Genomic DNA, 13,420 nt, shown 5'->3' on the forward strand with positions numbered 1-13,420 from the left:
CTCATTCCGCCGCCACCATCTGCTGCGTGCGCCACTGACCCAGCAGGGCGCGGAGCGAAGCCGGCTTCACGGGCTTGTTGAGCACCGCGATCTTCTCGTCCCGCGCGGCGACCTGCACGGCGGGACTGCGATCGGCTGTGATCAGGATCGCAGGGATGGCGTCGCCGAAGCGGCGGCGGATCTCGCGGATGGCGGCGATGCCGTTGCCCCGATCCAGGTGATAGTCGACGAGCAGGCCGGTGACCCGTCGTCCGGCTGTTTCGATTGCGGCGATCGCACCTTCGGGGTCGGCGACCGCGATCACCTCGGCGTCCCAGGCCTTCAAGAGCGTGCGCATGCCGTCGAGGATCGCCGCATCGTTCTCGATGCAGACGATCAGCGCGCCAGAGATCGGCGTGCGCGCCAGCGGCGTTGCGCTGGTCACGGCCGCGGTGTGGGTGATCGCCTTCGCCGTCGGCACCGTCACGGAGAATACCGAGCCGCCGCTGGCAGTGGCGTCGATGGCAATGCCGTGCTTGAGCACGCGTGCCAGCCGCTCCACGATCGATAGCCCCAGCCCCAGGCCGCGCGCGATCCGCGCCCCCTGCTCCAGGCGATGGAATTCCTTGAAGATCTCGCCGCGCTTGACCAGGGGAATGCCGACGCCGGTGTCGTAGACGCAGATCTTGAGCGAGGTGCCGCGGCGGCGGCAGCCGACCAGCACGCGGCCGCGCGGGGTGTACTTGATCGCGTTCGAGATCAGGTTCTGGAGCAGGCGCCGCAGCAGGAGCCGGTCCGACTCGACCGGCAGCGAGCAGGGCACGAAGGCGAGCTCCAGGCTCTTGGCGCGCGCGATCGGCGCGAACTCGATCTCCAGCGAGCGCATCAGGTCGGCCATCTTGAAGCTCGAGATCGAGGTCGCCATCGCGCCGGCATCGAGTCTGGAGATGTCGAGCAGCGCACCGAGGATCTCCTCGATCGCCTGCAGCGATTCGTCGATGTTCTCGACCAGCCGCGTCTCTTCGCCATTGTGCTGGCGCTCGACCAGGCTCGTGACATAGAGCCGCGCTGCGTTCAGCGGCTGGAGGATGTCGTGGCTGGCAGCGGCGAGGAAACGCGTCTTGGAGATGCTGGCGTCTTCCGCCGCGCTCTTGGCAAGCGCCAGCTCGGAGTTCAGCCGCGTCAGCTCCTCGGTGCGGTCGCGCACGCGCTTTTCCAGCGTCGCATTGGCGCGCTCCAGCGCTTCCGCGGCTTCGAAGGTGGGCGTGACGTCGGTGAAGGTGATGACGAAACCGCCGCCGGGCATGTGGTTGGTGAGCACCTCGATCACCATGTGCCGTTCCGGCAGGCGTTCGAGATATGGCTCGCTGTCGGTGGTGTAGGCGGCGAGGCGCCGCTCCAGCACGGCCTCGCGCTCGACCGGATCGTCCGGATCACCCACGTCGATGAATTCCAGGATTTCACGCAGGGGCGTGCCGAACTGGATCAAATGAGGGGGAACGTTGAGGAGATCACCGAACTGCCGGTTGGAGCAGATCAGTTGCAGATCGGCATCGAACACGGCGATGCCCTGGCGCACATGGTTGAGCGCGGTCTGGAGGATCTCGCGGTTGAAATGCAGCGCCGCGTGCGAATCGTCGAGCAGCTTCAGTGCGGCTTTGGCGGAGACCGTCCGCTTGCGCAGCAGCAGCGACATCACGAGGCGGGACGAGGCCGCGCCGATCGAGGAGGCAATCAGGTGCTCGGCGTGCTGCAGCAGCTCGAAATCAGCAGGTGCTCCGGGCTCCAGCCGCACGTTTCGCCGCGCGGAGAATGCCTCGAAGGAATGCCGCGCGCGGTCGGGCCCGAGATATTGCGCGACGGTGGTCTGGATGTCCTGCACGGTGACGCTGGTGCGCCAGCGCCGGAAGCTCGGGGAGATCGGTGCGAGCGTGTTGGGCACGAACAGATCGGCCTGCAACAGCTCGATGGACGACGGCTGGCGCGCCAGCGACAGCAGCACATAGGTCAGGATATTGAGCGCCAGCGACCAGATGACGCCGTGCATCAGGGGAGGCAGGTCGGCGCCGAACAGCGCCTGCGGCCGCAGCGCCTCGATGCCGAGCGGGCCGTGCTGGAGCAGCAGGATGCCGGCCGTCGAGGAATCCATGAAGCTCGGCATGAACAGCGTGTAGAGCCACACCGCGAAGCCGACCAGCATGCCGCCGATGGCGCCGCGCGCGGTCGCGCGCCGCCAGAGCAGCCCGCCGAAGAAGCTCGGCGCAAGCTGGGCGATGGCGGCAAAGGAGAGCAGACCGATGGCCGCAAGCTGGGTATTGCCGAGCGCGCGATAGTAGAAATAGGCCATCACCATGATGGCGAAGATCGCGAGCCGCCGCGAGCGCAGCAGGAAGTCGCTGAAATCGGCACCGCCGGCGCGCCCCTCCGGCCGACGCTGCAGCACCAGCGGCACCACGAGGTCGTTCGAGACCATGATGGAGAGCGCGACGCATTCGACGATCACCATCGCGGTCGCCGCCGACAGGCCGCCGACGAAGATGACGACGCTGAGCAGATCAGCGCCGCCTTCCATCGGCAGCGCCAGCACGTACATGTCGGGGTCGGCGGCGCCGAATGGGAAGGTCACGAGACCGGCGATCGCGATCGGGATCACGAATAGATTGATGGCGACGAGGTAGAGCGGGAACAGCCATCGCGCCCGACCGACCTCGGCATCCGACGAATTCTCCACCACGCTGACGTGGAACTGGCGCGGCAGCAGCATGATCGCGCACAGCGACAGCAGCGTCATGGTCAGGAAGTTGCCGATCGACGGCGAGTAGTTGATCGCGCGCACGGCCTCCGGCGTCTTCATTGCGCGCTCGATCAGTTCATGCGGCGAGAACATCCAGAAGGTGACGAAGATGCCGGCGGCGAGGAAGGCGATCAGCTTGATGATGGATTCCGTCGCGACCGCCAGCATCAGGCCGTGCTGGTGCTCGGTGGCGTCGGTCTGCCGCGTGCCGAACAGCACCGCGAAGGCCGCCATCGCCAGCGTCACCATCAGCGCCACGTCGCCGACGATCGGGATGTGGGAGAAGGCCTGGTCCTCGCTCAGGATCGTTTCGAGCGAGGAGGCAACCGCCTTGAGCTGGAGCGCGATGTAGGGCACCGAGCCGATGATCGCGATCAGCGCGACGGTCGCCGCCACCGCCTGGCTCTTGCCGTAGCGGGCCCCGATGAAGTCGGCGATCGAGGTGATGTTGTGGGCTTTGGCAAGCTGGATCACGCGGCGCAACACGCCGGCGCCGAGCCCGATCATCAAAATCGGGCCGACATAGATCGCGAGGAAGTCGGTCGAGGTGCGGGTGGCGAAGCCGACCGAACCGAAGAAGGTCCAGGAGGTGCAGTAGATCGCCAGCGACAGCGGATAGATCAGCCCGGAGGCGCGGCCGCGCCCGGCCGGCGAGCGGCGGTCGCCATGGCTCGCCACCAGGAACAGGAAGCCGATATAACCGAACGCGGCGGCGATCACGCCCCAGTCGTGCAGCATCGTGAGCGTGCTTCTCCCTGGGCGCTGGCAGCGCCCGAGTTCATTTTCCCTGCAAGCCTAGCGCGTTGGACGGTCGCAAGCGACAGCGAAATGCCGCGCCGGGGGAGGAGCCGGGGGTTGTCGTTAAGGTGCGGCCGGGAGGTGGCCCTTACTGACTGGAGGACAGGGGAACGCTACATGCGGGCTTGTGGAGCACCGACGGTCTCCACCGCGTCATGGCCGGGCCTTGTCCCGGCCATCCACGCCTTCCATGCAGCACAAACAACGTGGATGCCCGGGACAAGCCCGGGCATCCCGACCGCTGCAAAATCTCAAATGCGCTCCGCCTCGCCATCCGGAGGAGGGTGGAAGGGGGGGCTACTCCGCTGCCAGCGACTTCTCGCGCAGCGGCAGGCCGAGGCGTTCCCAGACTTGGAGCAGCGCTTCGGCGAGCTGATCGATCAGACCGTCGTCGTGATAGGGCGAGGGCGTGATGCGCAGGCGCTCGGTGCCCTTGGCGACGGTCGGATAGTTGATCGGCTGGATGTAGATACCGTGCTCTTCGAGCAGGAGGTCGGAGGCCTGCTTGCACTTCTCGGGATCGCCGACGAACAGCGGCACGATGTGGGTGTCGCTCGACAGGACAGGCAGGCCGGAGGCATTGAGGATCGCCTTGACGCGGGCGGCGCGGTCCTGGTGGCGTTCGCGCTCCCAGCTCGAGGTCTTCAGGTGCTTGATCGCGGCGGTCGCGGCCGAGCAGACCGCCGGCGGCAGCGCGGTGGTGAAGATGAAGCCCGGCGCGTAGGAGCGCACGGCGTCGATGATCTGGCCATTGGCGGCGATGTAGCCGCCGAGACAGCCGAACGCCTTTGCCAGCGTGCCCTCGAGAACGTCGATGCGGTGCATGACGCCGTCACGCTCGGCGATGCCGCCGCCGCGCGGGCCGTACATGCCGACGGCGTGGACTTCGTCGACATAGGTCATCGCGCCATACGTCTCGGCGAGATCGCAGATCTTGGCGAGCGGAGCGACGTCGCCGTCCATGGAATAGAGGCTCTCGCAGACGATCAGCTTCGGCCGATTGGGGCCGGCCGCCTTCAACAGCTCCTCGAGATGGGCAAGATCGTTGTGGCGGAACACGACCCGCTCGCAGCCGGACTGCCGGATGCCTTCGATCATCGAATTGTGGTTGAGCTCGTCCGACAGGATCAGGCAATTCGGAATCAGCTTTGCGATTGTCGGGATGCCGGTCTGGTTCGAGACATAGCCCGAGGTGAACAGCAGCGCGGCTTCCTTGCCGTGGAGATCGGCGAGCTCGGCTTCGAGCTGGACCAGCGGATGGTGCGTGCCGGCAATGTTGCGGGTGCCGCCGGCACCGGTGCCGACGCGCGTCGCGGTCTCGACCATGGCGCCGACCACCTTCGGGTGCTGGCCCATGCCGAGATAGTCGTTGGAGCACCAGATCACGACGTCGCGCTTGCCCTTGGACGAGTGCCAGACCGCGTGCGGGAACCGGCCGGCCGTGCGTTCGAGGTCGGCGAAAACGCGATAGCGCCGCTCGGTGTGGAGACGATCGAGGGCGGAATCGAAGAACTGGTTGTAATCCATCGGCAAAACCCGCAACGGAACCCGGCCATGACGGCCGCTCAATTTTTAGAGCTTTTCGAGCTCCAATGTCTATGCGCCAGCACACATTTGAGGCAAGGCGAGCGTGCCAATTGATAACCGCCGGTCCGGCCGCGATTGTTGATTTGGATCAAGCACCTAACACGGGACTACCGGCCGGGAACCGGAGTGGCCGGGGAGGCAGGGGCTGTCGTGGACATTTTGTCCATGGCCGCGCTCCATCCATGATGGCGGAACTGGCCGCGCCGACGCCGTAGCCTCACCCGGCTGGGGCAGCGCGCCGGTCAGTCGGACAGCCCATGCGAAAGGAAGCCCCGATGAAGCGTGTCATGATTCTCAATGGCCCCAACCTCAATATGCTCGGCATCCGCGAGCCGCACATCTACGGCACGACGACGCTCGCAGAGGTCAACGCGAGCTGCGAGGACGCCGCCGCCAAGCTCGGGCTCAAGCTCGCCTTCCACCAGTCCAACCACGAGGGCGTGCTCGTCGATCTGATCCAGTCGGCGCGGCAGGATGCCGACGCCATCGTCATCAACCCGGCCGGTCTCTCCTTCACCTCGGTCTCGATCATGGATGCGATCAAGACATTCGAAGGTCCGGTGCTGGAGGTCCACATCTCCAACATCCACGCCCGCGACGAATACCACCGGCACTCCAGGATTTCGTTCGTGGCGACCGGCGTGATCTGCGGGCTGGGACCGTTCGGCTACATCGCGGCGCTGCACGCGATCGCGAACATGAAGTGAGCTGTATCCACAAACTCGTCACGCCCGGGCTTGTCCAGGGCATCCGCGAACGCGTTTTCGGGTGAAAGAGCGTGGATGGCCGGGATAAACCCGGCCATGACGGTGCCCATCACGTCGTCCGAAACTGCAGTACGCCGTCTTGCATCTCGGCCGTCAGACGGCCCTCGACCAGCATGTAGTTGACGTGGGCGACGAGCTCGCCGGCGGCAAAGCCCATCTGGTGCTCGTCCAGCACGTGCTTGTTGAACACGACGGGCACCAACGCGCGCGAGGTCTGCGGCATCTCGCGGCAGGCTTCCGCGATCAGGCGGCAGCGCTCTTCGTGGTGGTCGGCGAGCTGCTTGATGCGGGTCTTCAATCCGTAGAACGGCACACCGTGGCCGGGCAGCACCAGCACGTCGTAGGGAAGAGTCGTAGTGAGGCTGGCGAGCGAGGCCAGATATTCGCCGAGCGAGTTCTGGTCGGGCTCGACCGCCCAGACGCTGACATTCGGCGAGATCTTGCTCAGCACCTGGTCGGCGGAGAGGAACAGCTTGTCGTCGGCGCAATACAGCATCACCTGGTCGAGCGCGTGGCCGCCGCCGGTGATCACCTTGAAGCGGCGCGTGCCGATCACGACGTCGTCGCCATGCGAGATGCGGCGGTAGGACGGCGGCAGCACCGAGACGCGCTTGAGATAGTCCTGGCCGCGGCCGAGCAGCTTTTCGGTCAGCGACTCGTCCATGCCGTGGCGGCGGAAGAACAGCCGCTGCGCCTCGCGCCGTTCCTCGGTGCCGCGGTTCTGGTGATAGACCGATTGCAGATATTCGACCTGCGACATCACCAGCGGGCAGTTGAAACGCTCGACGATCCACCCGGCGAGACCGACATGGTCGGGGTGGGAGTGGGTGACGATCAGCCGCGTGATGTTGACGCCCTTCAGCGGTCCATCGAACAGCTTGGTCCAGGCCTCGATCGTCTCCTCGTTGCCGAATCCGGCATCGACCATGGCGTAGCCGTCGCCGTCGGCGAGGAGGTAGATGTTCACGTGGTTGAGGCGGAACGGCAGTTTCAGCCGCGCCCACAACACGCCGGGCCGCACCTCCACGACCTCTTCGGGGCCCGGGTGCTGTTCCCAGGGGTAGCGCAGGGCCTCGGCCGAGGACTGTGCGATGTCGGTTCTTGAGCTCATGCTACCCGCTTAAACCCAGCGCGAGCAGGGCGCCAGCCGAAAAAAGATGCCTGGCGGCCGCCGCATGGCCGTCATACCGGCCGTGATTTTCCGCATCTCGGTTTGAAGCCCGCCAGAAACGCTGTCATTCCGGGCGCGCGTAAGCCCGCACCCGGAATCCCGAGATCGTGGTGCGGGATTCCGGCTTCGCCTCTTCGAGCCGCCGCGGAATGACCAATCAGGCTGCCCGCATGTCGTTGAGGAACGTGTCGATTTCCCCGCGCAGCATATCGGCCTCGCGCCGGAGCGCGTCCGAGGCGCTCAGCACTTCGCCTGCCGCAGCGCCCGCTTCGGCGGATGCGGTGGAGACGCCGACGATGTTGCTGGAGACTTCGCTGGTGCCGCCGGCGGCATGCTGGATGTTGCGGGCGATTTCGCGGGTGGCGGCGCCCTGCTCCTCGACCGCGGCTGCGATCGTCGTGGTGACGTCGTTGATCTCGCCGATGATCCGACCGATACCCTGGATGGCGCCGACCGCGGAGGTCGTGACCTCTTGCATGCTGGCGATCTGGGTGCGGATCTCATCTGTCGCCTTGGCAGTCTGGCTCGCCAGACTCTTCACTTCGGAGGCGACCACCGCGAAGCCGCGGCCGGCCTCGCCTGCGCGCGCGGCCTCGATGGTGGCATTGAGCGCGAGAAGGTTGGTCTGCGAGGCGATGGTCTGGATCAGGTCGACGACGACGCTGATGCGGCTCGCGCTATCGGCGAGGCTCTGCACGGTGGCGTCGGTCGCTCCCGCTTCATCGACGGCCTTCTTGGCGATCTCGGCGGAGGTCACGACCTGGCGGCTGATCTCCTGGATCGAGGAGGACAGCTGCTCGGTGCCGGCCGATACGGTCTGCACGTTGACCGACGTTTCCTCCGCGGCGGAGGCGACCGCGTTCACCAGCGCGTTGGACTGGTCGGCGGTGCTCGACATGCTCTGCGCGGTCGATTGCATCGAATTGGCCGACTGCGCCAGATTTTCGAGCGCGGCGCGCACCGTGCTCTCGAATTCGGCGATCTTCGCTTCCATGCGCGCGGCACGCTCGGCCTTGGCGATACGGTCCTTGTCCTGCTCGCTCGTCAGCGCGCGGGCCTCGATCATGCTCTCCCGGAACACTTGCAGCGTGTTCGCCATCACCGAGATCTCGTCGTTGTGGTTCGTCGAGCGGTAGATCTCGGTTTCGAGATCGCCGTTCGCGAGCAGCTGCATCGACTGATGCAAGGCGCCGATCCGACGCAGGATGTTGCGTCCGACATAGAGCCAGACGAACAGCGCCGAGCCGACCAGCATCAACGCGCCCAGCGCCAGCATGACCGATGTAGCGAGCGAAATCTCCTGCCGTGCCTGCAAGGTCGAGGCGTTGGTCTCCTTCTGCACGCCGTCGACGAGCTGCTGCACGCTGATGCCGAGGCCGACATTGAGCTTGCGGGTCTCGTCCAGGATGGTCTGGCCATAGTCGATGGAGTCGAGCTCCTTCTCGCGCAGATTGAACACGCCGGTCTTGCCGGTGCCGAGCGCGAGCAGCTTTTCCGCCGTCTCGCGCAGCATCTTGTTGCCCTGGTTGTCCGGCAACAGGTCGAGGTTGGACCGCAGGCGTCCCTGTGCCGTCTTGAATTCCTTCTGGATGTCGTCGAGCTTGTCGCTCGCGCTCGCCGATAGCGCCGCGCTCATGTCGGCGGCGGCGAGGTTGCCGCTGGCGACGACGTTGCCGAGCTGACCGACGGTCTGCGCGGCTTCGGTTGCATCTGCGGCGGACAAGTCGGCCGAGCCGAGAATGGCGTTGACGCGGGTCTGCGCGTCCAGCATCGCCGGGCTCGCCGCGCCGACGAACGCGCCCTGCGCGTTGCGAAGCGCATCGTACTGCTTCTCATGGAGGGCTGCGATATCGAGCCGTTCGCGGGCGGCCTTCGCCAGGCTCTGAGCCGCCTCGTTGATGCTCTTCATCGTGTCGCTGAGCCCGGAGACGACGCTCTTGTCGCCGCCGAACTCGATGATCTCCGTGAGCTTCTGCTGCGTCTGCTGCTGCAATTCCATGAGCTTCTTGGTGCGCTCATTCAGGGCGTCCTCGCTTTGCGCCGCAAGCAGGGCCGGTCCCTGCGCCGCAAGGCTCGCGCTCAGTGCCGACAATTGCAGGCTGGCGGAAAGGCGCGGAATGTCCTGCCCGCTCAGTTCGGTCATGCGTCCGCCGAGATTCTGCAGCGCCAGGCCGGCGCCGGCCGCGATCACGAGGCCCATGCCCGCGATCACCGCGAAGGCCGCGAACAGGCTGCCGCGCACGCCCCATTTCGGCATCTTGAAACGAGGACGGAAACGGCCAAGGAAGCGGCCAAGGCCCAGACGGATCGCCATCGAAAATTCCCCCAATGTTCTTGCTTCTGCTTGTGACGGCAGTATCGGCAGCACCGGTTAAAAAATCGCACTTAGCGCCATTGGTTGCGCATGTTCCGCAGAGCGAAAAGAGAAGGGCCGGCAACGAGGCCGGCCCTTCATCGTGATAAGGTTTTGATAACCGATCAGTAGCGCGCGACGGCCGGGCTTGCCCAGTTGAAGCGGTAGTTGACGCCTGCCTTGAAAGTATGGTCGTCGGTGGTGAAGCTGCCGGTGCCCACCAGCGGGCCCGCCGTGAAGTGCGCATCGCCGAAATTGTAGTACTGGTACTCGGCCTTGGCCGACCAGTTCGGAGCGAACATGTATTCCAGGCCGGCGCCGACGGTGTAGCCGTTGCGGTGATCGCCGTCGATGATGAAGCCGGTCGGCACGCCGCCCACAGTCACCTTCTCGTTGTTGTCCGAATAGGCGTAGCCGCCCTTCACATAGAGCAGGCCGGGACCCCAGGTATAGCCGACGCGGCCGGTGATCGATCCGAGACCGCGCTGGTCGTTGGTATAGGCGACGCCGCCCGGGAACACTGCGCCGACGCTACCCGAGAGCCAGGAATACTGGCCTTCGATGCCGACCACGAAATTCGGGTTGAACTGCCAGTCCGCGCCGACCTGCACGCCGCCGAGGAAACGGCCGTTGCCGTTGTTGCCGGTGGAGAGGCCGTTGAAATTGTTGTCGCTGGAGAACGCGCCGCCGACATGGGCGCCGAGATAGAACCCCGTCCAATTGTAGATCGGCGCGGCGTAGGCCGGCGCGGGCGTCTTGTAGTAGTTGCGGTTGCCGAGATCGGCGCCGACGGCCGGCGCAGCCGCGCCCACCACGAGCAGCGCCACGGTCGCAAACAGAATTTTCTTCATCGTCTTGAACTCCAACACGTAAGGTCCCCGGCAGGCGCGATTTCCTGCGCCGTCGTTGGTTTTGCAGATAGCTCGCTTTTGATGAAAATGCTGTCACATGCATGGCACAGCGACAGCCAACCTAACTTGTTGGGGTGTAAATGATTTTCGTGCTTAATGGCGGCTTAAGAAGTGGTGAAGGAAGGCTTAACTTTGTGCGTCTCAGGTAACTTGCGCGCGCTTCTTGTTAACCAAGACGCCGCCGCACCTCATCGCGCATCTGTTCGCGAAAAGCCGCACGCTTTGCCGGCCGGTCTTCCTCGCGGACGTCATGACGATCGAAGATGTCGAATTTCTCCAGGATCGGATAGCGCTCGCTCGCCATCGCGAGCACGCGCAGAACCCTGGTCGCCGCTGGCGTCGGGCCGCTGACCTCCCACCGCCGGATGGTGTCGGCGCCGCCTGTCTCCGGCAATCCGCAAAGCTTGGCCATGTCGGCCGCAGTGAGCTTCCACTCGAGGGCATCGGAGAGGTCGTTGCGAAGCTGCTTCAGTTCGGGGCCGGTCATGCTGCGTGCGTCCAGGGGAGTCGCTGAACGCAATGCACTACAGCATGATCCGAAAAGTGCGCAGCGGTTTTCCGAGAAAGATCATGCTCAAACAATAGCCCAAAGCGCTATGACGATTCACCCCAATCGCATCGCGCTTTGGCGCTGATTCGGGTCCATCCGATGGCGGCGAGCAGATGCGGCGCGGCCTTCGGTCTCAGATGGCCCTGCCGCCCTGGTTGCCGATCACGCAGCGCCATGCAGCCAGTCGCTCGGCCGGATGCTGGTTCATCCATTCGGCGAGTTGCGGCGCGCCCATCAGGCAGGACTGCACCGAGATCTGCGCAAAGTCCGAAGTGGTGACGACCTGCTCGTGACAATTGGCGGGAGAGGCGAGACTGCAAAGCACGGCGATGATCTTGATCACGATGCGTTACTCCCCATCGCGCCCGACGAACGTGCGACCGATCGCCGGTCCGTCCTGCTCCTCGCTGGCCGGATCTGCCGGAGGGAAGATGCTGTCGTAGATGGCGCGCGCCTCCTGGATGAGACGCGCTCGCTCGCGCTCGGACTTTGAGACAAATCGAATGACTTCGCCCATGTTTGGCTCCAAATTTTAACTCATGAGTCTGTCATGAGATGACGCAAAACATTCAATCGTCATCTATGGTGCCGCCGTCGACCTTGAAGCGGCGCGTCAGTCACGACCAAATAAAAAGCGCGTGACCGCACTGCGGCATCCCAACGACCCGGTGTTTCTCACGCGTTGGGTTGCAAGGCCGTCCGCCGCTTCATCTCGGTTGTGCAGCTTCAGCGCCGAGCGAGGGAATGCTGGTGTCGGCCCGTCCTTGCGCTCGTCGGCAAGGAAAGTCTCACGAAGCAAATGCTGCTGGATCGAATATGTTTCGCCTCTTGCGGCGTGCAAGTTTTTGGAACGATCTCGAAATCCGGAGAATTCCGCCCGACCAGCCCCTCAGGCCGCCGGCGCTTGCTCCTTTCGTCCCGGCACCGCCGCGAGCAGCTCGCGCGTATAGGCATGCTCGGGCGCGGCGAACAGCTGCGCGGTCGGCTTCAGCTCGACGATGGCACCGCGTTGCATCACCGCGATGCGGTCGCAGATCTGGGCTGCGACGCGCAGATCGTGGGTGATGAACAGCATCGAGAGGCCGAGGCGCGCCTTGAGATCTTCGAGCAGCTTCAACACCTGCGCCTGCACCGAGACGTCGAGCGCGGAGACGGCCTCGTCGGCGACGATGATCTCCGGCTCGAGCGCAAGCGCGCGCGCTATACCGATGCGCTGGCGCTGGCCGCCGGAGAACTCGTGCGGATAGCGCTCGAGTGCGCCGGCGTCCAGGCCGACCATCTTGAGGAGATCGCGGGCGCGGTCGAATGCGACCTTTGGATCAATGCCGGCCGCGATCGGACCGTCGGCGATGATGTGACCGACCTTGCGCCGCGGATTGAGCGAAGCGAACGGATCCTGGAAGATCATCTGGATGCGATGACGCTCGGCGCGCAGCGCCTTGCCTGAAAGCGAGGTCAGGTCGGTCTCGCCGATCCGCACCGTGCCGCGGTCGGCCTCGATCAGCCGCATCACCAGGCGTGCCACGGACGATTTGCCGGAGCCGGATTCGCCGACAAGGCCGAGCGTCTCGCCCTTGAGGATGTTGAAGTTAACCGCGCGCGCCGCATCGACGCGGCGGTCCTCGCGGAACCAGCCGCCCGAGGTGACATAAGTCTTGTCCAGCCCGATCACCTCGACCGCCCTGGCCCGGTCGTCGAGGGGCTTTCGCGGCGGCGGATCGATCGACGGTACGGCGGCAAGCAGTGCCTTGGTGTAGTCGTGTTGCGGCTCGTTGAAGACGGCCGCGGCGGGACCTTCCTCGACGACCTTGCCGTGCCTGAGCACCACGACCTGGTCGGCGATGTCGGCGACTACGCCGAAATCGTGCGTGATGAACATCACCGCCATGTTGCGGTTGCGCTGGAGATTGCGGATCAGCTTCAGGATCTGCGCCTGCGTGGTGACGTCGAGCGCGGTCGTCGGCTCGTCCGCAACCAGCACCGCGGGCTCGAGCGCGAGCGCCATCGCGATCATGGCGCGCTGGCGCTGGCCGCCGGAGAGCTGATGCGGGTAGGCGCGCACGATTCGCTCGGGGTCGGGCAGGCCGACCTCGCGTGCCAGAGCGAGTGCTTTTGCGCGTCGCTCCTTCGGCGTGAGCAGGCCGTGCGCCTCGAACATCTCCGCCATCTGGTCGCCGATGCGCATCAAGGGATTGAGCGCGGTCATCGGCTCCTGGAAGATCATCGCCAGACGGCGGCCGCGCAGATCGCGCCAGCCGTCGTCGTCGAGCTTGAGCAGGTCGCGGCCTTCGAACTGGATCTCGCCGGACTCAACCGACACGGTGTCCGGCAACAGGCCCATCAGCGCATGCGCGCACATCGATTTGCCGGAGCCGGACTCGCCGACCACGCAGACGATCCTGCCGGGCCGCAGATCCAGCGAGACGCCGTCGACCGCGAACGGACGCTCGGCGCCCTTGGGCAGCGCGATCCGCAAGTTCTTGATGGAGACGGCGGGCGGGGCGGTCATC

10 protein-coding genes are annotated in these 13,420 nt (G+C 65.2%); 1 reads left to right on the forward strand and 9 read right to left on the reverse strand.

What is annotated here, in order from left to right:
* Position 1 precedes the first annotated feature (1 nt).
* Both ACSHT2_RS23515 and hemA read right to left on the reverse strand, forming a co-directional pair.
* The gene (locus ACSHT2_RS23515; protein WP_440636840.1) at positions 2–3,511 is read right to left on the reverse strand and encodes a PAS domain-containing hybrid sensor histidine kinase/response regulator; all 3,510 of its coding nucleotides are present in this window, start codon (positions 3,509–3,511) and stop codon (positions 2–4) included.
* A gap of 357 nt (positions 3,512–3,868) precedes the next feature.
* Positions 3,869–5,098, reverse strand: a complete 1,230-nt coding sequence (hemA, locus tag ACSHT2_RS23520; RefSeq protein ID WP_440636842.1) for a 5-aminolevulinate synthase — start codon at positions 5,096–5,098, stop codon at positions 3,869–3,871.
* A 335-nt stretch (positions 5,099–5,433) separates the two neighbouring features.
* On the opposite strand from hemA, the gene aroQ reads away from it, so the two are divergent.
* Positions 5,434–5,865, forward strand: coding sequence for a type II 3-dehydroquinate dehydratase (gene aroQ / locus ACSHT2_RS23525; protein WP_440636844.1), 432 nt, complete (start codon positions 5,434–5,436; stop codon positions 5,863–5,865).
* A 109-nt stretch (positions 5,866–5,974) separates the two neighbouring features.
* On the opposite strand, the gene ACSHT2_RS23530 is transcribed toward aroQ, so the two are convergent.
* The 7 genes from ACSHT2_RS23530 to ACSHT2_RS23560 form a co-directional block, all read right to left on the reverse strand.
* Positions 5,975–7,036 (reverse strand): MBL fold metallo-hydrolase, encoded by a 1,062-nt coding sequence (locus tag ACSHT2_RS23530; RefSeq protein WP_440636846.1) that lies wholly within the window; start codon positions 7,034–7,036, stop codon positions 5,975–5,977.
* A 217-nt stretch (positions 7,037–7,253) separates the two neighbouring features.
* Entirely contained in the window at positions 7,254–9,410 is a 2,157-nt protein-coding gene (locus ACSHT2_RS23535) for a methyl-accepting chemotaxis protein (protein ID WP_440636848.1), read from the reverse strand.
* Positions 9,411–9,574: 164 nt separating this feature from the next.
* Entirely contained in the window at positions 9,575–10,300 is a 726-nt protein-coding gene (locus tag ACSHT2_RS23540; RefSeq protein WP_440636849.1) for an outer membrane protein, read from the reverse strand.
* 226 nt (positions 10,301–10,526) lie between these two features.
* Positions 10,527–10,847 (reverse strand): hypothetical protein, encoded by a 321-nt coding sequence (locus tag ACSHT2_RS23545; RefSeq protein WP_440636851.1) that lies wholly within the window; start codon positions 10,845–10,847, stop codon positions 10,527–10,529.
* A 196-nt stretch (positions 10,848–11,043) separates the two neighbouring features.
* The gene (locus ACSHT2_RS23550) at positions 11,044–11,253 is read right to left on the reverse strand and encodes a hypothetical protein (RefSeq protein ID WP_319337882.1); all 210 of its coding nucleotides are present in this window, start codon (positions 11,251–11,253) and stop codon (positions 11,044–11,046) included.
* Positions 11,254–11,259: 6 nt separating this feature from the next.
* Positions 11,260–11,427: a hypothetical protein gene (locus ACSHT2_RS23555; RefSeq protein ID WP_440636853.1), complete on the reverse strand. Its 168-nt coding sequence runs from the start codon at positions 11,425–11,427 to the stop codon at positions 11,260–11,262.
* A 372-nt stretch (positions 11,428–11,799) separates the two neighbouring features.
* Complete coding sequence (locus tag ACSHT2_RS23560; protein ID WP_440642912.1) at positions 11,800–13,419, reverse strand: ABC transporter ATP-binding protein; 1,620 nt, start codon at positions 13,417–13,419, stop codon at positions 11,800–11,802.
* Position 13,420 lies beyond the last annotated feature (1 nt).

Source organism: Bradyrhizobium sp. PUT101 (assembly GCF_052043945.1).
Lineage (GTDB): Bacteria > Pseudomonadota > Alphaproteobacteria > Rhizobiales > Xanthobacteraceae > Bradyrhizobium.